This is a genomic window from Micromonospora endophytica (assembly GCF_003236305.1).
GTDB classification, from domain to species: Bacteria; Actinomycetota; Actinomycetes; order Mycobacteriales; family Micromonosporaceae; genus Micromonospora; species Micromonospora endophytica.
In genome coordinates this window covers 13,442-35,647 of the sequence record NZ_POTX01000020.1, presented here as the reverse complement: position 1 = coordinate 35,647, position 22,206 = coordinate 13,442, and the positions used below count along the sequence as shown (strand labels likewise).

At 70.2% G+C, this 22,206-nt stretch carries 23 protein-coding genes; 19 read left to right on the top strand and 4 right to left on the bottom strand.

Annotated features, from left to right (window positions below; all coding sequences use genetic code 11):
- Positions 1–44: 44 nt before the first annotated feature.
- Positions 45–1,133 carry a peptide chain release factor 1 gene (gene prfA, locus C1I93_RS05175; RefSeq protein ID WP_111242064.1) on the top strand — a complete coding sequence of 363 codons (1,089 nt, stop codon included), beginning with the start codon at positions 45–47 and terminating at the stop codon, positions 1,131–1,133.
- A gap of 6 nt (positions 1,134–1,139) precedes the next feature.
- Here the strand turns inward: prfA and C1I93_RS05170 are convergent, their stop codons facing one another.
- A complete protein-coding gene (locus C1I93_RS05170) occupies positions 1,140–2,687 on the bottom strand; it encodes a GGDEF domain-containing protein (protein ID WP_111242063.1) in 1,548 nt (515 codons plus the stop codon).
- A 122-nt stretch (positions 2,688–2,809) separates the two neighbouring features.
- Here C1I93_RS05170 and prmC point away from each other — a divergent pair, with 122 nt between their 5' ends.
- From prmC to C1I93_RS05150, 4 genes are all read left to right on the top strand, one after another.
- On the top strand, positions 2,810–3,787 hold the full coding sequence (prmC, locus tag C1I93_RS05165) for a peptide chain release factor N(5)-glutamine methyltransferase (RefSeq protein ID WP_420811763.1): 978 nt from the start codon (positions 2,810–2,812) through the stop codon (positions 3,785–3,787).
- A complete protein-coding gene (locus C1I93_RS05160) occupies positions 3,787–4,431 on the top strand; it encodes an L-threonylcarbamoyladenylate synthase (RefSeq protein WP_111242070.1) in 645 nt (214 codons plus the stop codon). Before prmC ends, C1I93_RS05160 begins: the two co-directional genes overlap by 1 nt.
- Positions 4,432–5,043, top strand: a complete 612-nt coding sequence (locus C1I93_RS05155; RefSeq protein WP_111242061.1) for an arsenate reductase/protein-tyrosine-phosphatase family protein — start codon at positions 4,432–4,434, stop codon at positions 5,041–5,043.
- Positions 5,044–5,137: 94 nt separating this feature from the next.
- Positions 5,138–7,249, top strand: a complete 2,112-nt coding sequence (locus tag C1I93_RS05150) for a transglycosylase domain-containing protein (protein ID WP_111242060.1) — start codon at positions 5,138–5,140, stop codon at positions 7,247–7,249.
- A 44-nt stretch (positions 7,250–7,293) separates the two neighbouring features.
- On the opposite strand, the gene C1I93_RS05145 is transcribed toward C1I93_RS05150, so the two are convergent.
- A complete protein-coding gene (locus C1I93_RS05145) occupies positions 7,294–8,772 on the bottom strand; it encodes an SDR family oxidoreductase (protein ID WP_111242059.1) in 1,479 nt (492 codons plus the stop codon).
- Between the two features lie 34 nt (positions 8,773–8,806).
- On the opposite strand from C1I93_RS05145, the gene C1I93_RS05140 reads away from it, so the two are divergent.
- The 13 genes from C1I93_RS05140 (at position 8,807) to C1I93_RS05080 (ending at position 19,622) form a co-directional block, all read left to right on the top strand.
- Positions 8,807–9,277: a Cg1360 family ATP-synthase-associated protein gene (locus C1I93_RS05140; RefSeq protein ID WP_111242058.1), complete on the top strand. Its 471-nt coding sequence runs from the start codon at positions 8,807–8,809 to the stop codon at positions 9,275–9,277.
- 167 nt (positions 9,278–9,444) lie between these two features.
- A complete protein-coding gene (locus C1I93_RS05135; protein ID WP_111242057.1) occupies positions 9,445–9,666 on the top strand; it encodes a hypothetical protein in 222 nt (73 codons plus the stop codon).
- Positions 9,667–10,488, top strand: coding sequence for a F0F1 ATP synthase subunit A (gene atpB, locus C1I93_RS05130; RefSeq protein WP_111242056.1), 822 nt, complete (start codon positions 9,667–9,669; stop codon positions 10,486–10,488).
- A 94-nt stretch (positions 10,489–10,582) separates the two neighbouring features.
- Positions 10,583–10,804 carry an ATP synthase F0 subunit C gene (gene atpE, locus C1I93_RS05125; RefSeq protein WP_092377903.1) on the top strand — a complete coding sequence of 74 codons (222 nt, stop codon included), beginning with the start codon at positions 10,583–10,585 and terminating at the stop codon, positions 10,802–10,804.
- Positions 10,805–10,834: 30 nt separating this feature from the next.
- Entirely contained in the window at positions 10,835–11,365 is a 531-nt protein-coding gene (locus C1I93_RS05120) for a F0F1 ATP synthase subunit B (protein WP_111242055.1), read from the top strand.
- Positions 11,365–12,186: a F0F1 ATP synthase subunit delta gene (locus C1I93_RS05115; protein ID WP_111242054.1), complete on the top strand. Its 822-nt coding sequence runs from the start codon at positions 11,365–11,367 to the stop codon at positions 12,184–12,186. The genes C1I93_RS05120 and C1I93_RS05115 overlap by 1 nt, the downstream gene beginning before the upstream one ends.
- A gap of 93 nt (positions 12,187–12,279) precedes the next feature.
- Entirely contained in the window at positions 12,280–13,926 is a 1,647-nt protein-coding gene (atpA, locus tag C1I93_RS05110) for a F0F1 ATP synthase subunit alpha (protein WP_111242053.1), read from the top strand.
- Positions 13,927–13,935: 9 nt separating this feature from the next.
- On the top strand, positions 13,936–14,874 hold the full coding sequence (locus C1I93_RS05105) for a F0F1 ATP synthase subunit gamma (RefSeq protein ID WP_111242052.1): 939 nt from the start codon (positions 13,936–13,938) through the stop codon (positions 14,872–14,874).
- On the top strand, positions 14,871–16,313 hold the full coding sequence (gene atpD, locus C1I93_RS05100; RefSeq protein WP_420811762.1) for a F0F1 ATP synthase subunit beta: 1,443 nt from the start codon (positions 14,871–14,873) through the stop codon (positions 16,311–16,313). The genes C1I93_RS05105 and atpD overlap by 4 nt, the downstream gene beginning before the upstream one ends.
- Positions 16,314–16,537: 224 nt before the next feature.
- Positions 16,538–17,689 carry an LCP family protein gene (locus tag C1I93_RS05095; protein ID WP_258378262.1) on the top strand — a complete coding sequence of 384 codons (1,152 nt, stop codon included), beginning with the start codon at positions 16,538–16,540 and terminating at the stop codon, positions 17,687–17,689.
- 89 nt (positions 17,690–17,778) lie between these two features.
- Positions 17,779–18,063, top strand: a complete 285-nt coding sequence (locus C1I93_RS05090; RefSeq protein WP_111242049.1) for a F0F1 ATP synthase subunit epsilon — start codon at positions 17,779–17,781, stop codon at positions 18,061–18,063.
- A gap of 12 nt (positions 18,064–18,075) precedes the next feature.
- Positions 18,076–18,531: a DUF2550 domain-containing protein gene (locus C1I93_RS05085; protein WP_111242048.1), complete on the top strand. Its 456-nt coding sequence runs from the start codon at positions 18,076–18,078 to the stop codon at positions 18,529–18,531.
- A 500-nt stretch (positions 18,532–19,031) separates the two neighbouring features.
- The gene (locus C1I93_RS05080) at positions 19,032–19,622 is read left to right on the top strand and encodes a hypothetical protein (RefSeq protein WP_111242047.1); all 591 of its coding nucleotides are present in this window, start codon (positions 19,032–19,034) and stop codon (positions 19,620–19,622) included.
- A gap of 57 nt (positions 19,623–19,679) precedes the next feature.
- On the opposite strand, the gene C1I93_RS05075 is transcribed toward C1I93_RS05080, so the two are convergent.
- On the bottom strand, positions 19,680–20,603 hold the full coding sequence (locus tag C1I93_RS05075; protein ID WP_111242046.1) for an NADP-dependent oxidoreductase: 924 nt from the start codon (positions 20,601–20,603) through the stop codon (positions 19,680–19,682).
- Positions 20,604–20,693: 90 nt separating this feature from the next.
- Here C1I93_RS05075 and C1I93_RS05070 point away from each other — a divergent pair, with 90 nt between their 5' ends.
- Complete coding sequence (locus tag C1I93_RS05070; protein ID WP_111242045.1) at positions 20,694–21,632, top strand: AraC family transcriptional regulator; 939 nt, start codon at positions 20,694–20,696, stop codon at positions 21,630–21,632.
- 82 nt (positions 21,633–21,714) lie between these two features.
- Here the strand turns inward: C1I93_RS05070 and purE are convergent, their stop codons facing one another.
- Positions 21,715–22,203, bottom strand: coding sequence for a 5-(carboxyamino)imidazole ribonucleotide mutase (gene purE / locus C1I93_RS05065; protein WP_111242069.1), 489 nt, complete (start codon positions 22,201–22,203; stop codon positions 21,715–21,717).
- Between the last annotated feature and the right edge of the window lie 3 nt (positions 22,204–22,206).

Here is a 22,206-nt window from a genome sequence, read left to right as displayed (position 1 = left end):
GTCTGTGTCCCGGTCCGTCCGCCACCCAAGGAGCGATCCACCGCATGAGCAGCGAGCGCCTGGCCGGCCTTCTCGACGAGTACGCCGAGTTGGAGAAGCGGTTGGCCGATCCCGCCATCCACGCCGACCAGGGCACCGCCCGGCGGGTGGGACGCCGCTACGCCGAACTGGTCCCGTTGCACAAGGCCGCCGCCGAACTGGAGCAGGCCCGAGCGGATCTGGTCGCGGCCCGGGAGTTGGCCGCCGAGGACCCGTCCTTCGCCGCCGAGGCCGAGGCGATCGCGACCTCCCTGCCGGGGCTGGAGGAACGGCTGGCCGAGCTGCTCATCCCGCGTGATCCGCACGACGCCAAGGACGTGATCGTCGAGATCAAGGCCGGTGAGGGCGGTGAGGAGTCGGCGCTGTTCGCCGGTGACCTGCTGCGCATGTACACCCGGTACGCCGAGCGGCGCGGTTGGCTCACCGAGGTGCTCGACGCCCAGGAGTCCGACCTCGGCGGGGTCAAGGACGTGTCCCTGGCGATCAAGACCAAGGGTGTGCCGGAGGGCGGCAACGGGGTCTGGTCCCGGTTGAAGTGGGAGGGTGGTGTGCACCGCGTACAGCGGGTGCCGGTCACCGAGTCGCAGGGACGCATTCACACCAGCGCGGCCGGTGTGCTGGTGCTGCCCGAGGCCGAGGAGGTCGACGTCACCATCGACCCCAACGAGCTGCGGATCGACGTGTTCCGGTCGTCCGGTCCGGGCGGGCAGTCGGTGAACACCACCGACTCGGCGGTGCGGATCACCCACCTGCCCACCGGCATCGTGGTCTCCTGCCAGAACGAGAAGTCCCAGTTGCAGAACCGGGAACAGGCGATGCGGATCCTCCGGGCGCGGCTGCTCGCCGCCGCCCAGGAGCAGGCCGACGCGGCCGCCTCGGACGCGCGCAAGGCGCAGGTGCGTACGGTCGACCGCTCGGAGCGCATCCGCACGTACAACTTCCCGCAGAACCGGATCACCGATCACCGGATCGGCTACACGGCGTACAACCTCGATCTGGCCCTCGCCGGGGACCTGGACGGCGTGCTCGACGCCCTCGGCGAGGCCGACCGGGCCGCTCGTCTGGCCGGCGACACCGAACTCGCCCGGCGCTGATCGGGCTCAGGCGCTGCGCGGGCGGACTTTCGCCCGCAGCATCTCCCGGTCGGCGGCCTCGAAGGCGGCGCCGAGCGCGTCGCGCTGGCCGGGACCGCCCGCCCCCACCTCGGAGAGGCCGATGCTGACCCCGACCGGGGTGCCCGGCACCAGTGACTCCCAGTCCTCGCTGCGCACGGCGGCGTCGATGCGGCGGGCCACCTCCGTCGCCTCGGACATCCCCGCCCCCGGCAGCACCACCACGAACTCGTCGCCGCCGTAGCGGGCCACGAAGTCACCCCGCCGCATCACCCTGTTGATCACTCCGGCCACCCGCTGGAGGACCAGGTCCCCCGAGTGGTGTCCGTGCCGGGTGTTCACCGCCTTGAATCCGTCCAGGTCGCAGACGCCGATCACCACCCGCTCGCCCCGGGACACCACCGCCGCGATGTAACGCTCCAGTCGGCGGCGGTTCGGCAGCCCGGTCAACGGGTCGGTGAGCGCCTCGCCCTCGAACCGCGCCGCTTCGCGACGCATCTCCTCGTGGTCGATCCGGGCCGCGATGCCGTCGATGTAGACGTCGCGGAGCCGGTCGTGCCGCTGCGCGGCCAGCCGGAAGGCCAGCCGGTCGGCGCGGTGCGCGGCCGCGTGATCGCCGGCCCGCCCCAGCGCCATGCTGCGCAGCCGGGCCGCCTCGGCCGCGCCGAGCGTCTCGGCGGAGACCGTGACGGTCTCCAGCCGGGTGACCGCCTCGATCGGCCGTCCGGCGGCGATGGCCAGGCAGACCTGGCCGAGTTGGCGCATGTCGCGGGCCCGCGCGCTGTCCGCGCCGTGACTCAGCAGTTCGGTCGGGTCGGACTTGCGGTCCGCGTCGTGGTCGCCGAGGGCGGCCCGGCGGGCGGCGGCATAGCCGTACGCGGCCAGGCTGCTGGGGCGCAACCGGTCGGCGCGACCCGCTGCGACGAACCGGTCGAGGTCCAGCCCGACATCGCGCAGTACGCGCAGACAGCCGTCGCTGTCACCGGTGTGGTCCAGCGCCACGGCGTTGCGCAGCCGGATGCCGGGTGCGGCGAACGTCTCCTCGGGGATCCCGGCGGTGCTGCCGAGTTGCCGGGCGCGCTCGATCGCCCCGAGCGCGTACCCGTGGAAGCTCAGGTACGAGTAGGCCATGGCCAGGTCGTGCCAGCCCCAGGCGGTGTCCCGGTCCGGGTCGTCCACCGCGTTCAGCGCGCGGGCCGCCTTGACCAGGTGGGTGACGCAGCGGTCCAACGCGCCCTGGTGGTGCGCGGCCAGCGCGGCCAGCGCGTTGAGGTGTCCGTGCAGGTAGGGCTCGGCGAGATCGCGTACGGCCGCGGCGGCCTCCTCGATGGCCCGGGTGTACTCGGCCGTGCGGCCCAGGTTGATCAAGGCGGAGAGGCGCTGGACGAGCGCGTCGGAGCGGGCGTGTGGATCCCGGGTGGTGCGCAGCACCCCCTCCAGGATCGTGCACGCCTCGACCGAGCGGCTCACCTCCTGCAACGCCCGCGCCTTCGTCAGGGCGTCAACCTGGTCATCGACCCGGTCGAGCCAGCCCACCCGGAACCTCCCGTCGGTGTGTCGCCGGCTGCACCTGCTTATGCACGTGCACCGCGACGCCTCATGATTATTGCGTGACCTCCCAGCCGCAACACCCGTCCGAAGGGACGAGACGACAACGCGTGACTCCCGTCGTCTCCCGCGCCGCCCGTGAGCTGGCCGTCGCCGGTGTCGCGTCGGCGCGGGCCGAGGCCGAAATACTGGCCGCGTACGTGCTCGGGGTGACCCGGGGTCGGTTGGCGCTCACCGACGGCTTCACCGACAGTCAACTCGACAGCTACCGGGCGTTGGTGAGCCGCCGGTGCCGTCGCGAGCCGCTGCAACACCTGACCGGCAGCGCCGGCTTCCGGCACCTGGACCTGGCCGTCGGACCGGGAGTCTTCGTGCCGCGTCCGGAGACCGAACTGCTCGCCGGCTGGGCCGTCGAGCAGGCCCGGGCCGTCGAGCAGGATCGGGCCGTCGAGCGGGATCGGGCCGTGGCGTGGCCTCGGGTCGGCGAGGTGGCCCGGGGCGAGGGTGCTGCGGCGCCGCTGGTGGTGGACCTGTGCAGCGGGTCCGGGGCGATCGCGCTGTCGGTGGCGCAGGAGGTGCCGGCCGCCCGGGTGGTGGCGGTCGAGCGGTCCCCGGCCGCGCTGTCCTGGCTGCGCCGCAACGCGGCGGCGCGGGCCGTTGCGGGAGACCGGCCGATCGAGGTGGTCGAGGCGGATGTCACCGATCCGGACCTGCTCGCCGAACTGGTCGGCCAGGTGGACGTACTGGTGTGCAACCCGCCCTACGTGCCGCGGTCGGTGGCCGTACCACCCGAGGTGGCCGGGCACGATCCGGCGGAGGCGGTCTTCGGTGGGGCGGACGGGCTGGACGTCATCCGGCCGGTGCTCCACCGCGCGGCGACCCTGCTGCGGCCCGGCGGCGGGATCGGCGTCGAGCACGACGACACGCACGGCGCGGTGGTGCCCGACCTGCTCGGCGCGGACGGGCGGTACGTCACGATCACCGATCACCGGGATCTCGCCGGCCGGCCCCGATTCGTCACCGCGTCCCGGCGAGCGGACGGCCGACCGGCCGGACCGGCTGGCACGTGGCAGACTGGCTCATCGTGATGCTCTACGACTGCCGGTCCCTCGCCGACCGGGACCGCGGCATCGCTGCGGCCATCGAGGCGGTTCGCAACGGCGAACTTGTCGTCCTGCCCACCGACACGGTCTACGGGATCGGCGCGGACGCCTTCACCCCGTACGCGGTGAAGGCTCTGCTGGACGCCAAAGATGCGGCGCACGCGGCGCCGCCGGTGCTGATCGGCTCCCGGCACACCCTCGACGGCCTGGTCTACTCCCTGCCGACCGCGGCGCGGGACCTGGTGGAGGCGTTCTGGCCGGGCGCGCTGACCCTGCTGGTCCGGCACTCGGCCAGCCTGCGTTGGGATCTCGGTGACGACAGCGGCGTGGTCGCGGTGCGGATGCCGCTGCATCCGGTGGCGCTGGAGGTGCTGCGGGAGACCGGTCCGATGGCGGTCGCCTCGGCCAACAAGACCGGCCGGCCCGCCGCGCTCACCGCTGACGAGGCGCGCAGTCAACTGGCCTACTCGGTACGGGCGTACCTGGAGGCCGGTCCGGCGGTGGATCCGGTGCCGAGCACGATCGTCGACCTGACCGGCGACGAGCCGGTGCTCGTCCGGGAGGGCGGGATCGGCCTGGCCAGACTGCGCGACGTGGTGCCGGAGCTGCGCGAGAGTCAGGTGGCGTAGGTGCCTCCCTTCACCGTTCTGCACGTCTGCATGGGAAACATCTGCCGCTCGCCGATGGCGGAGCGGCTGCTCGTGCTCGCCCTGCGCGAGCGACTGACCCGACGCGACATCGACCCGAACCGGGCTGATGAGCTGCTGCACAGCCACAGCGCGGGCACCGGCGGCTGGCACGCGGGTGAGGAGATGAACCCGCCGGCGGCCCGCCAGCTGGTCAACCGGGGCGGTGACGTCTCCGACTTCGCCGCGCGCAAGCTGCGCTCGGAGCACATCGACGCGGCCGACCTGATCCTGACCGCCACCGCCGACCAGCAGGAGTACGTCGTGGCGCTGCGCCCCGACGCCGCGTCCCGCACCTTCGTGCTGGGTGAGTTCGGTCGGTTGCTGGCTGCCCTGGACGTGGTCGGCCTGCCGGCTGCCGAGCCCACCCCGGACGCGGTCCACGCCCGTGGCGTGGCGCTTGTCGAGGCGGCGGACTCGGCCCGGCAGGGCAGCACGCCGCTGCCCACCGACGACCTCGACGACCCGTGGGGCCGGGGCGACCAGTGCTTCACCCGGGTGGCCGACGAGATCGAGGAGACGGTGCATCCGCTGGCCGCCACCCTCCTGCCCTGAAGTGTGAATTTCCTCCAGATTGGGGGAAAAGGCAGCCTCGCGGGCGATTAGCGCCATTCTGAGAGGGTCCTGACGGCTCCTGCGGGGAGAGCTGATGACCCGGGCGTTCCTGCCTAAAGTGTTCACCGTCCTGCTCGCCGGCACGCTGGCCGGGCTGGCCCTGGCCGTGGCGGCTCTGCCGGCGGCGCTGGTGTACGGCGTCGGTCTCTCGGCGCTCGCCACGCCGTACGCGGAGCTGCCCAACACGCTGCGTACGCCACCGACCGCCCAGCGGACCAACCTGTACGCCAACGACGGCACCACCCTGATCACCTCCTTCTACCAGGAGGACCGGGTGGACGTGCCGCTGCGTGAGGTGGCGCCGGTGATGCGCCAGGCGATCATCGCCGCCGAGGACGCCCGCTTCCACCAACACAGCGGAGTGGACCTGCGTGGCATCGCCCGGGCCTTCACCGCGAACCGCCGCGACGGTGCCACCCGGCAGGGCGCCTCCACGCTGACCATGCAGTACGTCCGCAACGTGCTGAGCACGGACCCCCGGCTGACCGAGGCGCAGCGGGCCGCGGCCACCGAGGTCAGCACCGTACGAAAGCTCCAGGAGATCCGGTACGCGCTGGCGCTGGAACGGGAGCTGAGCAAGGACCAGATTCTCGCCCGTTACCTCAACATCGCCTACTTCGGCGCTGGCGCGTACGGCGTCGCCGCCGCGAGCAAGCGCTACTTCTCCACCTCCCCGGCGAAACTGACGCTGGCCCAGGCGGCGTTGCTGGCCGGGTTGGTCCGCTCGCCGCACACCGACGACCCGATCAACGGCGACGCGGACAGCGCGCTGGCCCGGCGCGGATACGTGCTGGACCAGATGGTCGAATCCGGCCAGGTGGCGCCGGATCTGGCGAACCGGGTCAGGGCCGAGCCGCTGAACCTGCGTCCGAGTGAGACCCCGAACGACTGCACCGCCGTACCCGAGGGGCACAACGACTGGGGCTTCTTCTGCGACTGGTTCACCCGCTGGTGGAACGACCAACCGGCGTTCGGTGGCAGCGTCGACGAACGGCAGCGCACCCTGCGCCGGGGTGGCTTCACAGTGGTCAGCTCGCTCGACCCGACGGTGCAGCGGGCCACCACCGAACAGGTCCGCCGGATCTACTCCGTCGAGGACCCGTACGCCCTGCCGACCGCTGTCGTCCAGCCGGGCACCGGGCGGGTCCTGGCCATGTCGGTGAACCGGATCTACAGCGTGGCGGCGAACCCGCCCGGCCAGCAGAACCACCCGAACACGGTCAACCAGCTCGTCGCCGGTGGCGGCACCATCGTCGGGTACCAGGCCGGTTCCACCTTCAAGCTCTTCACCCTGCTGGCCGCGCTGGAGGCCGGGATGCCGTTGAACACCGTCTTCGACGCGCCACGGCGGATCGTCACCTCGTACCGGATCAGCGGCGAGACGAGCTGTGGCGGTTACTGGTGCCCGGAGAACGCGAACTCGTTGACCACCGGTCAGCAGGACATGTGGACCGCGTTCGGACGCTCGGTCAACACGTACTTCGCCTGGCTGACCGAGCGGGTGGGCGCGGACCGGGTGGTGGAGATGGCCCAGCGGCTGGGCATCGTGCTGCGGGCGGAGGAGGACGCGCAACTGGCCCGGCACGGCGCCCGCGAGTGGGGACCGTTCACCCTGGGCGTGGCCGCCACCACCCCGCTGGACCTGGCCGGCGCGTACGCCACCCTGGCGGCTGAGGGCACCTGGTGCGCGCCCACGCCGATCACCTCGATCCGCGACGCGGCCGGTCGCCGGGTGAGCGCCGGGCAGCCGGACTGCCGGCAGGTGCTCGACGTCGACGTGGCCCGCGCGGGCACCGACGCGGCCCGCTGTCCGGTCGGCGACCAGTCCATGTACCAGGGCTGTGCCGGCGGCACCGCGACCAAGCTGCGCGGTCAGCTCGGCCGGCCGGTGGGCGGTAAGACCGGCAGCTCCGAGCGGTACGCCACGGAGACCGTGGTGGCCTTCACCCCGCAGTTGGCGGTCGCCGCGATCGCGGCCAATCCGGACGACCCCGCCGACGCGGTCGGCCGGGCGGTGCAGACCGCCATGGTCGAGTCGGTGGGGGAGATCCTCGCCTTCGCGCTGCGGGACCAACCGGTGCGCGACTTCGTACCGCCAAGCGAACGGACGGCGTGGCGGGCCACCGGGCAGCGGGTCGGCGAGTGAGCGCTGTCGTGTGTTAACAGGGGGCCCTTCCTATACACGAGGCGTTAGCAGGGGGCCCCTCCTTGCATGCGTTCGGCGTTGGCGGTGATGTTGCGGGCCATGCCGCCGAAGACCAGCGCGTGGAACGGCGCCACCGCGGCCCAGTAGGCGTGCCCGGCCAGCCCGTGCGGCAGGAAGACGGCGCGTTGCCGGTACCGGACCGAGCCGTCGCCGTCGTGTTCGACCCGCAGCTCCAGCCAGGCCCGGCCGGGCAGCCGCATCTCGGCGCGCAGCCGCAGCAGTTCGCCAGGCACGATCTCCTCGACCCGCCAGAAGTCCAGCGCCTCACCCACCCGTAGCCGGTACGGGTGGCGTCGACCGCGACGCAGCCCCACTCCGCCGACCAGCCGGTCCAGCCAGCCCCGCACCGACCAGGCGAGCGGGAAGGAGTACCACCCGTGCTCGCCACCGACGCCCTCGATCACCTGCCACAGCGTCTGCGGGGCCGCTGCCACGGTCCGTTCCCGGATGTCGGTGTAGGTGCTGCCGCCGCTCCAGCCGGGATCGCTGGGCAGCGGCTCGGCGGGCGCGTCCGGCCCGGCCGCGGTCGACCAGCGGGTCTCCACTGCCGCGTCGCGGATGGTGGCCAAGGCCAGTTCGACCGCGCGGTCGAAGCCGGTGAGCCCCTCGGGTGGGTCCGGCAGGTACGTCGCGATGTCGTGCTCGTGCGCTATCGCCTCGTGCACCAGGCTCTCCACCAGCGGCCGAGCCAGCGCGTTGGGCACCGGGGTGACCAGCCCGACCCAGTGGGACGAGAGCGAGGGCGTCAGCGGGCGTACCGGCAGCAGCAGGCGGCGGTGCAGACCGGCGACCCGGGCGTACCGCTGCATCATGTCGGCGAAGGTGAGCACGTCCGGGCCGGCGATGTCGAAGCCGCGGTTGATCTCCGGCGGCAGCGTCGCGCAGCCGACCAGGTAGCGCAGCACGTCGCGGACCGCGATCGGCTGGATCCGGTTGCGTACCCAGCGCGGGGTGACCATCACCGGCAGCCGCTCGGTGAGGTAGCGCAGCATCTCGAAGGAGGCCGAGCCGGAGCCGATGATCACCGCTGCCCGCAGCACCACCGTCGGCACCCCGCTGGCCAGCAGGATCCGGCCCACCTCGCCCCGGGACCGCAGATGCGCCGAGACCTCGCCGTCGCCGGCCGCCGGCTCCGGCCCGCCCAGGTAGACGATCCGGCGTACGCCGGCCGCCCGGGCCGCCGTGGCGAAGGTGGTGGCGGCCTGCCGGTCGGCGGCCTCGAAGCCGGCCTGCCCGAGCGAGTGCACCAGGTAGTACGCCACGTCGACGCCGTCGAAGACCCCGGTCAGCGACTCCGGCCGGCTCAGGTCGCCCTCGACGATCTCGACCGCCGACGCCCAGGGCACGTCCCGCAGGCGTCCGGCCCGCCGGGCCAGGCAGCGTACGTCGTGTCCCTCGGCCAGCAGGCGGGGTGCCAGCCGCCCGCCGATGTACCCTGTCGCGCCGGTGACCAGGCATCTCATGGCTCCAGTGTGCGGCCGCATAGACTCGGGCGCTGTGGAGACCGCAAAGGGCGCCGACTGGGGGCCGTACGCCGAGCAGCCCGTCGCCGGGCAACCCGGTGCCATCCGGGCGCGCCTGCCCCACCTTCGGCTGCCCCTGCTCGCCTGCGCCGGGCTGGCCGTGATCGCGGTGCCGGCCGCCGCCGCGCTGCGGGGTCCGACCGGCGCGGTAGGGGTGGCCGGCGGCATTGCCCTGGTGGTCGTCAGCTACCTGATCTCGGGTTTCTCGGTCGCCTGGGCCGACGCGGTGCACCCTCGGTTGATCATGTCAGTGGGGTTGGTCACCTACGCCACGAAGATCGTCATCCTGGGCGTGGTGATGTCGGCCGTCGCGGCCGCCGGCTGGCCCGGTCTGCCCGATCTGGGCGCCGCCATCATCGCGGCCGTGGTTGTCTGGACGGGAGCCCATCTGACCTGGGCTTTGCGTACTCCGGTGCCCACCGTGGACCGGTCGGCGGGTCACTGACCGTACGGCTGGTGGTTCCCCGGCGTTTCGTCGGCCTGTCGCGTTGGCCCGACAGGAGTAGGCTGACGCACGGCTTGACGCGCCCGCACCCGCCGCCCGCACGCTGCTCGCAGTGTGGGGGGTGCCGCACACTCGCGAAACCTCCAACTGATAGTGTTCGCCTCGTCATGGCCGACAACCCACAGCGCAGAAGCTCCGACGAGCACTCGTCGGAAGGTGCAGCCGGATCCGTCGTTGGTTACCTGCTCGCCGGCATCGTGGTGTGGGGATTCCTCGGCTGGTTGGCGGGGGAGTTTCTGGGCCTTCCGACCGGCATCGGGATCGCCGTCGGCATGATGCTCGGCGCAGCCGGAGCGATCTACCTGATCATGAAGAGGCTCAGTGCCTGAGTGCCGGCACGCGCGGGTCTGTCGAGTGCGGAGGATGACACGGTGAGCGGACAGCTTGTCGCCGCAGAGGGCCTTCCCTGGCCCCCTAGCGTCGGAGACTTCTACCCGCCGGATCTCGCCGGTCCGTGGGTCACGAAGTTCACGCTGATGATCTGGCTGGCCGTCGGCATTCTGATCATCTTCTTCATGGTCGCCTACCGGAACCCGAAGCTGGTGCCCAGCAAGGGGCAGTGGTACGCGGAGTCGATCTACGGCCTGGTCCGGGACAACATCGCCCGGGAGCAGATGGGCAAGGACGGGATCCGGTTCGCGCCCTACTTCACTGTGCTGTTCTGCTTCATCGCGCTGACCAACCTCTTCGGCGTCACCCCCGGGTTGCAGATCTCGCCGAACTCGCACATCGCCTTCCCGATCGTGCTGGCTGCGATCACCTACGTGATGTACCTCTACATCGGTGTCCGTAAGCAGGGCCTGGGCCGCTACCTCAAGCAGAGCCTGATCATCCCCGGTGTGCCGTGGCCGATGCATTTCCTGCTGATCCCGATTGAGTTCCTGCAGAACTTCATCAACCGGCCGGTCACCCTGGCGGTACGACTCTTCGCCAACATGTTCGCCGGCCACCTGATCCTGCTGGTCTTCACCGTCGGCGGCTTCGTGATGCTGGCCTCGGACAACATCTTCATCCAGGCGACCTCGATCTTCGCGTTCCTGATGGCGATCCTGATGGCCTTCTTCGAGGTGCTCGTCGCGCTGTTGCAGGCCTACGTCTTCGTCACCCTGACCGCCAACTACATCGGCACGTCGCTCTCCGACGGGCACTGATCGACAGACTTCGGCGGGCCGCCCGGCCCGACCAGCTTCCAGTAAGACCGCGTACGCGTGAGAAGTCACGTGCCTACTAGGAGGAATACCCGCAATGGACGTTATCGCCGCCATCGAGGGCAACGTCAACACCATCGGTTACGGCCTCGCCGCCATCGGCCCCGGCATCGGTGTCGCCCTGGTCTTCGCGGCCTACATCCAGGCCAGCGCCCGCCAGCCGGAGTCCGCCGGCTACAACCGCACCTGGCTGGTGCTGGGCTTCGCGCTGGTCGAGGCGCTCGCCCTGTTCGGCCTGGTGCTCGCGTTCGCAGTCTGACGCTAGCCCGACGCGACCCGGAGGTCTGACATGTATCTCGCCGCTGAAGGTGTGGAGCACCACCCGCTCGTGCCGATCTGGCAGGAGCTCGTCGTCGGGTCGATCGCCTTCGCCCTGCTCTGCTTCGTCCTGATGAAGTTCGTGCTCCCGCGCATGGAGACGATGTACCAGGCGCGGGTCGACGCGATCGAGGGTGGCCTCAAGCGCGCTGAGGCTGCTCAGGCCGAGGCCAACCAACTGCTCGAGCAGTACCGGGCTCAGCTCGCCGAGGTGCGTACCGAGGCGGCGCAGATCCGGGACGATGCCCGCGCCGACGCCGAGTCGATCCGTACCGAAATCCTGGCCAAGGCCCGGGAGGAGTCCGACCGGATCATCGCCGCCGGCCGGGAGTCGCTGGCCGTGGAGCGCCAGACCATCGTGCGCGAGCTGCGCGCGGAGGTCGGCGGCCTCGCGGTCGACCTGGCCAGCCGGATCGTGGGCGAGTCGCTCGCCGACGAGGCCCGCCGCAAGGGCACCGTCGAGCGGTTCCTCACCGACCTCGAGAGCGCGGGGGCCCGCTGATGCAGGCCGCCAGCCGGGAGTCCTACGCCGCCGCCCTCACCCGGCTTGAGGCGTACGTCTCCAGCGCCGAGCCGTCGGCGGTGGCCACCACCGGCGGCGAACTGCTTGCCGTGGCGGACCTGCTACGGCGGGAGGTTCGGCTGCGCCGGGCGCTCTCCGACCCGGCCCGCGAGGGTGCGGATCGGGCCGGCCTGCTCACCTCGGTGCTCTCCGGCAAGGTCGGCGCGGACCCGCTCGACCTGCTCGGCACGCTTGTCGCCGGCCGCTGGTCGGCACCGTCGGAGCTGCTCGACGGTGCCGAGCGCCTCGGCGTGCAGGCGCTGCTCGGCAGCGCGGACCGCGCCGGTGAGCTGAGCGAGGTGGAGGACGAGCTGTTCCGCTTCGGCCAGGTGGTCGCCGCGGACCCGCAGCTCTCCAACGCCCTGTCCGACCCGAACGCGCCGGTGGCGCAGCGGGCCGAGCTGGTCGGGATGCTCCTGACGGGCAAGGCCCGGCCGGCGACGGTGCGACTGATCGAGGCGGCCCTGGCCGGCTTCGGCGGTCGGACGTTCTCCGCCGCGCTGTCTCGCCTGGTGGAGTTGGCGGCCGAGCGGCGTGACCGGCAGGTCGCGTACGTGACGGTCGCGGCACCGCTCAGCGAGGACGAGGAGCGCCGGCTGAGTGACCAGCTCTCGGCCATCTACGGTCGGGCGGTCGCCGTGAAGCTTACGGTTGACCCGACGATCCTCGGCGGAGCGAGCGTCCGGGTGGGTTCGGACCTGTACGACGGGACGATCCTGCGCCGCCTCAACGAGACCCGTAACGCGCTCGCGAAGCGCTGACCAGCACCCCGCGAAGCGCCCGGAAACGACAGTCGACCCGAGGACCGGTCGGTACTAGGTATCCCGGGCCCCTGATACTTAAGGAAGCAGAGGATGGCCGAGCTGACCATCTCGACGGAGGAGATCCGCGGCGCACTCGAGCGCTACGTCTCCTCCTACTCGCCCGACGTCTCCCGTGAGGAGGTCGGCACCGTCGCCGACACCGGCGACGGCATCGCCCACGTCGAGGGCCTGCCCTCGACCATGACCAACGAGCTGCTGGAGTTCGAGGACGGCACGCTCGGCGTGGCACTGAACCTCGACGTCCGGGAGATCGGTGTCGTCGTTCTCGGCGACTACTCCGGGCTGGAGGAGGGGCAGCGGGTCAAGCGCACCGGCCGGGTGCTCTCGGTGCCGGTCGGTGACGGCTTCCTCGGCCGCGTGGTCGACGCGCTCGGCCAGCCGATCGACGGCCTCGGTGAGATCGCCGACGAGGGTTACCGCGAGCTGGAGCTCCAGGCTCCGAACGTGATGGCCCGGCAGTCCGTCTTCGAGCCGCTGCAGACCGGCATCAAGGCCATCGACGCGATGACCCCGATCGGTCGGGGCCAGCGGCAGCTGATCATCGGTGACCGGAAGACGGGCAAGACCACCGTCGCCCTGGACGCCATCCTGAACCAGCGCGAGAACTGGGCCTCCGGCGACCCGAAGAAGCAGGTCCGCTGCATCTACGTCGCCATCGGCCAGAAGGCCTCCACCATCGCCTCCATCAAGGGCCAGCTGGAGGAGGCGGGCGCGATGGAGTACACCACCATCGTCGCCTCCCCGGCCTCGGACCCGGCGGGCTTCAAGTACCTCGCCCCCTACACCGGCTCGTCCATCGGGCAGCACTGGATGTACGGCGGCAAGCACGTCCTGATCGTCTTCGACGACCTGAGCAAGCAGGCCGAGGCGTACCGCGCCGTGTCGCTGCTGCTGCGTCGCCCGCCGGGCCGTGAGGCGTACCCGGGTGACGTCTTCTACCTGCACTCCCGGCTGCTGGAGCGCTGCGCGAAGCTCTCCGACGAGCTGGGCGGCGGCTCGATGACCGGCCTGCCGATCATCGAGACGAAGGCCAACGACATCTCGGCCTTCATCCCGACCAACGTCATCTCGATCACCGACGGCCAGATCTTCCTGGAGACCGACCTGTTCAACCAGGGCGTCCGGCCGGCCATCAACGTCGGTACCTCGGTCTCCCGGGTCGGTGGCGCCGCGCAGATGAAGCCGATGAAGAAGGTCTCCGGGTCGCTGCGGCTGAACCTGGCCCAGTTCCGCGAGCTGGAGGCGTTCGCCGCCTTCGCCTCCGACCTGGACAAGGCCTCCCGGTCGCAGCTGGACCGCGGTTACCGCCTGGTCGAGCTGCTCAAGCAGGCGAACTACTCGCCGTACCCGGTGCAGGACGAGGTCGTGTCGGTCTGGACCGGCACCGAGGGCAAGCTGGACGACGTCCCGGTCGGCGACGTGCGGCGCTTCGAGACCCAGTTCCTGGAGCACCTGCGGCGTAAGCACAGCGCCACGCTCCAGGCGATCGCCGACAACAAGTGGGACGACGAGATCATCGCCGCCCTCGACGCGGCCGTCACCGAGTTCAAGCAGAGCTTCCTGGGCCGCGAGGACGAGCGTTCGATCAACGAGGCGCCGGCGGAGCCGCTGGAGGGCGAGTCCGAGCACGAGACGGTCACCCGCTACAGCGGCGGTGCCCCGGCCCAGAAGCAGTAGGGTCGGGTCATGGCGGCGCAGGTACGTGTTCTTCGTCAACGCATTCGCTCGGCGAAGGGGATGAAGAAGATCACCAAGGCGATGGAGCTCGTGGCGACGAGCCGGATCGCCAAGTCCCAGGCCCGGGTGGAGGCGTCCCTGCCGTATGCCCGAGCCATCACCGGCGTGCTCACGGCGCTGGCCTCCAACGCGCGGATCGACCACCCGATGCTCACCCCGCGCGAGCGGGTGCGGCGGGCGGGCGTGCTGCTGGTAACCGCCGACCGGGGTCTGGCCGGCGGTTACAGCTCCAACGCCATCCGTACGGCGGAGTCGCTTATCGCCCGGTTGCAGGCCGATGGCAAGGAGCCGGTGCTCTACGTCATCGGCCGCAAGGGAGTGTCGTTCTACCGCTTCCGTAACCGGCCGATCGAGGCCAGCTGGACCGGCTTCTCCGAGCAGCCGTCGTTCACCGACGCCCGTGAGGTCGGCGAGACGCTGATCAAGGCGTTTGTCGCCGGCGCGGACGACGAGGACGGCGGTCCGGGGGCGGACGGCGTGCGCGGGGTGGACGAGTTGCACATCGTCTACACCGAGTTCAAGTCGTTGATGACCCAGAACCCGGTCACCCGGATCATCGGTCCGTTGCAGGTCGAGGAGCGGCCCCGGTCGGAGGCGGCACCCGGCGCCCTGCCGGACTACGACTTCGAGCCCGATCCGGAGGCGCTGCTCGACGCGCTGCTGCCGAAGTACATCAACACGCGGATCTACGCGGCGTTGCTGGAGTCGGCGGCGAGCGAGTCGGCGGCCCGTCGGCGGGCGATGAAGGCGGCCACCGACAACGCCGAAGAGATGATCGACAAGTACACGCGTGAGATGAACTCGGCCCGCCAGGCCGGGATCACCCAGGAGATCAGTGAGATCGTCGGCGGCGCTAACGCGCTGGCCGCGTCGGGAAGTGAAGTGTGATGACTGTATCCGCAGTTGAGACCAAGACGGCCACGGGTCGCGTGGTCCGGGTCATCGGCCCGGTCGTCGACGCCGAGTTCCCGCGCGACGCCATGCCGGACCTGTTCAACGCCCTGCACGTGGACGTGACCCTCTCCGGCGGCGAGAAGACGCTGACCCTGGAGGTCGCCCAGCACCTGGGTGACAACCTGGTCCGCGCGATCTCGATGCAGCCCACCGACGGTCTGGTCCGTGGCACCGAGGTGCGCGACACCGGTTTCCCGATCCGGGTGCCGGTCGGCGACGCGGTCAAGGGCCATGTGTTCAACGCGATCGGCGAGTGCCTCAACCTCACCGAGGGCGAGACCATCCAGGCCGACGACCACTGGGGCATCCACCGCAAGGCCCCGGCCTTCGCGGACCTGGAGCCGAAGACCGAGATGCTGGAGACCGGCATCAAGGTCATCGACCTGCTCGCCCCGTACGTCAAGGGCGGCAAGATCGGCCTGTTCGGCGGTGCCGGCGTGGGCAAGACGGTGCTCATCCAGGAGATGATCACCCGGGTGGCCCGGAACTTCGGTGGTACCTCGGTCTTCGCCGGCGTGGGTGAGCGCACCCGCGAGGGCAACGACCTCATCCACGAGATGACCGACTCCGGCGTCATCGACAAGACCGCGCTGGTCTACGGCCAGATGGACGAGCCGCCGGGCACCCGGCTGCGCGTCGCGCTCTCCGCGCTGACCATGGCGGAGTACTTCCGCGACGTGAAGAAGCAGGAGGTGCTGCTCTTCATCGACAACATCTTCCGCTTCACCCAGGCCGGCTCCGAGGTCTCCACCCTGCTCGGCCGGATGCCGAGCGCGGTGGGTTATCAGCCGACGCTCGCCGACGAGATGGGTGAGCTCCAGGAGCGGATCACGTCCGTCAAGGGCCAGGCCATCACCTCGATGCAGGCGATCTACGTGCCGGCGGACGACTACACCGACCCCGCTCCGGCCACCACCTTCGCCCACCTGGACGCCACCACCAACCTGGAGCGGTCCATCTCCGACAAGGGCATCTACCCGGCGGTGGACCCGCTGGCGTCCTCGTCGCGGATCCTGGCCCCGGAGTTCGTCGGCCCGGAGCACTTCCAGGTGGCCAGCGAGGTCAAGCGGATCCTCCAGCGCTACAAGGATCTTCAGGACATCATCGCCATCCTCGGCATCGAGGAGCTCTCCGAGGAAGACAAGATCACGGTCCAGCGGGCCCGGCGGATCGAGCGCTTCCTGTCGCAGAACACCTACGCGGCGGAGCAGTTCACCGGTGTGCCGGGTTCGACGGTCCCGATCAAGGAGACCATCGAGGCGTTCCGGAAGATCAGCGAGGGGGAGTACGACCACTTCCCCGAGCAGGCGTTCTTCATGTGCGGTGGGCTCGACGACCTGGAGAAGAAGGCCGCCGAGCTGATGAAGGGCTGATCCTTCGTCCAGCAGCAACCAGAAGGCCGTCCCGGTAACCCCGGGGCGGCCTTCTGTTCATCTTGGCGACGTACCATCACCCGCCGGAGTTTCGGTGCTCGGCGATCCCGCCGCTGGCGAGATACCGTCTAGCCACGCTCTTCGCGAGTGAATGCGAGGAGTTTCAACCTTTCGGCTACGCGCGCCCGTATCTATGGCGGGGGGCGCGACGAATGGAGACGCACGTGGGTAAGCCCGGCAGGGGTGGTAAGCGCGGCAAGCGCGGAGGCAAACCGTCGGTGTGGCGGGGCGTGCCGCGCTGGGCGCAGCTCTGCACCATCTTCGGCGTCATCCTGATGATGCTCAGCGGCACCTCGCTGGTTGGTGCCGAGGCGCTGATGGCGCGCTACGAAGGCGCGGTCGGCAAGGCGGATCTCTTCGGCGACCAGGCCGCCGGTGCCGCCGAGCGCAAGAGCGACATCAAGGGGCCGCTGAACATCCTGCTGGTCGGCATCGACCCCCGCGACGACGACACCCCGCCCCTGGCCGACGCGATCATGGTGCTGCACGTGCCCGAGGAACTCGACCGGGCGTACCTCTTCTCGCTGCCGCGTGACCTCTACGTCGAGATCCCGCCGTTCAAGAAGGCGGACTTCAACGGCACCACGAGCAAGCTGAACGACGCGATGTCGTTCGGCAGCCGGGTGGCTGGGGAGAAGCCGGACGCGGCACGCGGCTTCGAGCTGCTCGCCCTGACTGCGCAGCGGGTCACCGGGATCGAACGGTTCGACGCCGGCGCGATCATCAACTTCTCCGGCTTCAAAAAGATCGTCGACGCGATGGGCGGCGTCACGATGAACATCGAGCGGGAGGTCCGCTCCGAGCACCGCGAGCCGGACGGCACGCACCGCAAGGGCAACCCGTACGGTGAGGGCTACATCGGGCCGCAGGCGGTCTACAAGAAGGGCAAGCAGCACCTCAGCGGGTGGCAGGCGCTTGACTACGTCCGCCAGCGGTACCCGAAGAACGGTGTGCCCGACGGCGACTACGGCCGGCAGCGGCACCAGCAGCAGTTCGTCAAGGCGATGGCCGGCCAGGCGTTCAGCGCCGACGTGGTGACCAACCCGGTGAAGCTGGACCGGGTGCTGCGGGCCGCCGGCGAGTCGCTGATCTTCAGCGGTCGCGGGCACAGCGTTGTCGACTTCGGTCTCGCGCTCAAGGACATCCGTCCCGGCAACATTCAGATGATCAAGCTGCCGGGTGGTGGCCTCTTCGAGAACGGGAAGTACCGGGGCGAGCGGTTCGAGCCCGAGGTGGAGGACTTCTTCGTGGCTCTGGAGCGCAACCTGCTGGATCCGTTCCTGCTGGAGAATCCCAAGCTGGTGAACAAGGGGTGATCGTGGCGCAGGTCTCGGCACCCGCATGATGAGCAGGGCAGCGTCGCGACTAGAATTCTCCCAATCCGCCGCCTCAGCAAGGAGACAGCGTGGCAGAGCAGCTTAACGTCCAGCTCGTGGCCGTCGAGGAAAAGGTCTGGTCCGGCAAGGCCGAGATGGTCACCGCCCGGACGACCGAGGGTGAGCTGGGTGTGCTGCCCGGGCACGCGCCTCTGCTCGGCCAACTCGCCGAGCCCGGCCAGGTGCGCATCAAGCTTCCCGGTGGCGAGCAGGTCGCGTACGAGGTGGCCGGCGGTTTCCTCTCGGTGAGCGACCGGGGCGTCACCGTACTGGCCGAGAGCGCGAACCCGACCTCCGCCGCCCAGGGCAACTGAGCCGACCCGCCGATGGAGATCGTCGAAGGGATCGGAATCGGCTTCGCCGTGGTCTTCGGCGCGATTCTGTTCCTCTTCATCCGGCGGGCCGTTGTCACACGTAGCGGGGGCATCATCCGGCTCAGCGTCCGGACCACCACGATGCTGGATGGTCGGGGCTGGTCACCCGGTTTCGGCCGGTTCGTCGGCGATGAACTCCGGTGGTACCGGATGTTCAGTTTCGCGGTACGCCCCAAGCGGGTGTTGACTCGAGACAAGCTGACCGTGGAACGACGGCGACTGCCCGAGGGGCAGGAGCGAATGTCCATGCCGGCCGACTGGATCATCCTCCGCTGTACCAGCCGACATGCTCCGGTCGAGATCGCCATGGCGCGTTCCACCGTCACCGGATTCCTCTCCTGGCTCGAGGCCGCCCCTCCGGGGGCGGTCTCGCCGCGTCTGGCGTCGCAGGACTGGCCAGCGGCCTGATCTCGGATTGTGTGCGCCACCGCCGCTCGGGTGGCTGGGCGCGCTTGAGGGGTGTGGCCCGCCGTGCCCGGCTCCGGGCGGTCAGGCTTGATCCCTCCGCCGGGCACGGCGGGCCAACCCCCGTGGGGCGTGAGGTCTGCCCAGATGTGTCGGCTGTCCGTTTTCCCCGGAGGCGGTTCCGAGGTTTGTCGGATGCTGTGCTGGCCTGTCGGATCGGCCGGTGACCGGCGGCATCCTGGGGGCGGAATGGTGGGCGGGTCGGGGGCGTTGGACATCTCTGAACGACCGCAGCAGGACGTCTCGTCGAGGTGAGCGGGTGCGGCCCGGAATGATGGTGGGCCGGTGGTCGTTACACATGGTCCCGGCGGCGTGAAGAGGCCCGTGGCCCGCGTGCCGGAGAGACTTCCCCTGATTCTTTGAGCGCCGGACGGTGCTTGCGTGTGCGATCCGACCCCCCCGTGTCGGGTTCGTGTGCGCCAACCCCCGAATGGAGCTTTGTCATGAACACGATGCTGCGTAAGAGCGTGTTGGGTGTTGCTGGTCTGGCTTTCGCCGGTGGCATGTTCGCCGGTCCGGTCGCCGCGCAGGTCGATGGTGCCGCGCTGGGCGCGGGTAAGTCGGTGGCGGCGGTGCAGGCCGACAAGCCGGACACCAGCAGGCTGGTCCCGCATGGTGTGCAGGGCGAGCAGTCGCGTATCGATCTGGACGCCGAGCAGACCGCCAACGTCAAGGCGATCATCGCCGCCACGAAGAAGGCCGGCATGGACGAGCGCGCCGCGGTCGTCTCCATCGCCACCGCGTTGCAGGAGTCGAAGCTGGAGAACCTGGGTCACCTGGGTGACCGCAACGACCACGACTCGCAGGGCCTGTTCCAGCAGCGTCCGTCCAGCGGCTGGGGCACGGTGGAGCAGATCACCGACCCCGAGTACTCCACCACCGCGTTCCTGAAGGGTTTGAAGCAGGTCGACGGCTGGCAGGACATGCCACTGACCCAGGCCGCGCAGACCGTGCAGGTCTCGGCCTACCCCGACCACTACGCCCAGTGGGAACAGCAGGCCGCCGACCTAGTCACCCAGCACTGGAACAACTGACCACGCGTGAACTGCTGGCCGGCACCCGGAAAGGGTGCCGGCCAGCACCCGTTTCAGTTACGGAACGAGGATCGTCTTACCCCGGAGGTGACCGGACTCGGCCTCACGGTGCACCGAGGCCAGGTCGGCGAGCGGACGTGACGCGGCGATGTCGAGCCGAACAGCCCCGGCGTCGACGAGCTTGACAAGGGCGGCGAGGTGGCTGGTGTCGTTGCGGGCCACGAAACGTACTGCCGTCACAGCCGATCCGGTCGGCGCCTGCAACGCGACGGTGGCGGACACGACGATGCCACCTGGCCGCACCAGCGACATCAGTGTCGCGGCCTGCCGCACGCCGACCACCACGAAGTTGAGGATCACGTCGACCGGGCCGTCGAGCGCCTCCCCCAGGGGCGTGACGCGGTAGTCGACGATCTTGTCGGCTCCGAGCTGGCGGACCACGTCGGCACTGCGCCGGCTGGCCGTGGCGATGACGTGCGCCCCGGCGTGCTTGGCGAGTTGGACCGCGAACCCGCCGACACCACCGCCCGCCCCGTTGACCAGCACCCGTTGCCCAGCCTTGACGCCCGCGTGCTCAAACACCGCCTGCCAGGCGGTGACACCGGCGATGGGGATGGCGGCAGCGTACGGGAGGGAAACAGCGGTGGGTGCCGTGACAACGGTGTCGGCCGCGGCGGTGACGTACTCAGCCGCGGCACCGCCCGTGTCGAGCCGTCCGATGACCCGGTCGCCCACGGCGAAGGTGTGCACGCTGTCGCCGACTTCGACGATCGTGCCGGCGACGTCCCCGCCGAGGGTGTACGGCAGATCCAGCGGGACGACGGAGCGCAGCAGCCCACGGCGCAGTCCGACGTCGGATGGGTTGAACGAGGTCGCGGCGACCTGGATCAGTACGTCACCGCGGCCCGGCACCGGGCGCGACACGTCTTCCTCCTGGATGACCGAGGCGGCACCGTACTGGTGAATTCGGATAGCTCGCACAGCTCGAACCTATGGCGATGGCCGAAGACGATCCATGTTCTGGAGTCCTCGATCCATACGTGTTCGTCTCCACAGCGATACTCTGACCGAGTGGACGTACTCAGCGACGTGATCACGTTCATGCGGGCCGGACAGCCGCGCTCCGCGCGGATCGTGTGGCACGCCCCGTGGGCGCAGCGGTTCGCGCCCGTACCCGGCTCCGCCGGTTTCCAGATAGTCCTGCAGGGGCCGTGCTGGCTCATCGCCCCGGACACCGGCCCGGTGCCGCTCGCCGCCGGGGACATCGTGTTCCGGCCTCACGGTCGGGGGCACACGCTTGCCGACCACCCCTCCACCCCAGCCACCGCGCCCGCCTGCGACCCGAACGACCCGCGGTTACCGCGCTACGCCGCCGACATCGTCGGCGCTTCCGTCGACACCGACAGCCCCGTCACGGTCACCCTGTGCGGTGCGTACCAACTCGATCCGGCCCACGCCCATCCGCTGCTCAATGACCTGCCCGAGGTCATCCATCTCCCTGCCCACCTCGGGCGGCACCCCGAACTACGGGCCACCGTGCACCTGCTCGCCACCGAACTGGAACGTCCCCGCCTCGGTACCGACGCCATCATTCCGGCGCTGCTCGACACCCTGCTGCTGCACATCCTGCGTACCTGCCTCGACCGGAACCCCGAGCGAGGGACCGTCAGCACCGGCTGGGCAGCGGCCCTCAACGATCCGGCTACCGCGGCGGCGCTGCAGGCCATCCACCGCGACCCGGCCCGGCCGTGGACCGTCGCGACCCTCGCCGCCGAGGCGGGGCTGTCCCGAGCACCGTTCGCCCGGCGTTTCAGCACGCTGCTCGGCCAGCCGCCACTGACCTACTTGACCTGGTGGCGGATGACCACCGCCGCCCGGCTGCTGCGCCAATCCGATACGCCGCTGAGCGCCATCGCGCGACGAGTCGGCTACGCCTCCGAGTTCGCCTTCGCCAGCGCTTTCAAACGGCAGTACGGGACGGCCCCCGGCAGATACCGCAGGGGCTCGTGAGCCGGTGGGGCGGAGAAGTGTTAATAGGGGGCCCTTCCTCTACCTGAGGCGTTAACAGGGGGCCCCTCCTTACAAACCCTGCTTACAGTGAGGCGCGGAGGGCGGCGTCTTTTTCGGCTACCAGTTGTTCGAGGTCGGCCTGGTAGGCGGACATCCGGTCGAGCAGGGCCGGGTCCGACACGCCCAGGATCCGGACGGCGAGCAGCCCGGCGTTGCGGGCGTTGCCGATCGACACGGTGGCCACCGGCACGCCCGCCGGCATCTGCACGATGGAGAGCAGCGAATCCATGCCGTCGAGGTGCTTCAGCGGCACCGGCACGCCGATCACCGGTAGCGGGGTGACCGAGGCGACCATGCCGGGCAGCGCGGCGGCACCGCCCGCGCCCGCAATGATCACCTTGAGGCCCCGCCCAGCGGCGGCCCGGCCGTAGTCGATCATCTTGACCGGGGTGCGGTGTGCCGAGACCACCTCGACCTCGTACGGCACCTCGAACTCGGTCAGCACCTCGGCGGCGGCCTTCATGGTCGGCCAGTCCGAGTCGCTGCCCATGATGATGCCAACGGTGCTCACACC